Origin of the sequence: Mycobacterium sp. 1245499.0 (assembly GCF_001673615.1) — a bacterium.
In the GTDB taxonomy this organism is placed as follows: domain Bacteria; phylum Actinomycetota; class Actinomycetes; order Mycobacteriales; family Mycobacteriaceae; genus Mycobacterium; species Mycobacterium europaeum_A.
This window is the reverse complement of record NZ_LZMG01000045.1, coordinates 1-1,019: the sequence shown is the minus strand read 5'-3', so window position 1 is coordinate 1,019 and position 1,019 is coordinate 1. Positions and strand designations below refer to the sequence as shown.

Below are 1,019 nucleotides of genomic sequence, written 5' to 3'. Positions count from 1 at the left end.
CGCCATCCCGCTTGGGCCCGATCTGGAGTGTCGTGCGTCAAAGCGTGCCCACCTTCGGCGGTGGAGTGTGCACGGCTCCTATTCTGCGCCAACGTTTTCCAAAACCACTGCTACTGCCTGACCAGAACCGATACAGACCCCGATCACCCCATAATGGGCGGCTCGTTCACGCAATTCGGTCGCCAGCGTCAACAAGTAGCGAGTACCCGTAGCCCCGAAGGGATGTCCGATCGCGACCGCACCGCCATTGGGTGTCAGCTTGTCATCGGGCACCACGAAACCGTCCAGCTGGTTTGGCAATTCCCGCAGCACGCCCAGCGCCTGGGCGCTGAACGCCTCGTGCACCTCCCACACGTCGATCTGCTCGGGGCTGAGTCCTGCCCGCCGGATCGCGGCCGGGATCGCCCATGCGGGGGCCACGCCCATAATGAGCGGGTCGATGCCATAGACCGCACTCGATACCACTCGGGCTAACGGCTGAATGCCGAGCTCGCCGGCTCGCTCCCCGGAAGCGATGACCACGGCACTGGCACCATCACTTAAAGGCGAGGAGTTGGCCGCCGTCATTTGAGTCGTTCCGGGCTGGGCCGGTAAAGCCGCCAGCGCCTCGGCGGTGGTGTCATCGCGGATGAACTCATCATGTTCTGCCAGCCGGGCAGGTGTCTTTTTTGTCGCCGGAATCGGCACGGACATAATCTCTTTGGCTAGCCGTCCTCGATCACGCGCAGCCTTGGCATGTTGCTGGGACCGCAGCGCGAAGGCATCGATCTCCTCGCGGTCCAGTGAGTAGCGGTCGGCAACATTTTGCGCGGTCTCGATCATGCTGATGTAAGCGTTGCGGGCCAACAAAACCGGGTTGGGCGGTCCTCCAGCGCCGCTCCACATGGTGTCGAGCATGAGGACCGGACCCCGGGGACTGAACGCTGCGTCGCCCTTCATCAGCGCCCAACCCGGTTTTGTTGGCCCGCAACGCTTACATCAGCATGATCGAGACCGCGCAAAATGTTGCCGACCGCTAC

Annotated in this window: 1 protein-coding gene; it reads right to left on the bottom strand. The window is 62.9% G+C overall.

Features of this window, described 5'->3' with window-relative positions; all coding sequences use genetic code 11:
- Positions 1–78: 78 nt before the first annotated feature.
- Positions 79–897 (bottom strand): thiolase family protein, encoded by an 819-nt coding sequence (locus A5646_RS02060; RefSeq protein ID WP_231998214.1) that lies wholly within the window; start codon positions 895–897, stop codon positions 79–81.
- Positions 898–1,019: the final 122 nt, after the last annotated feature.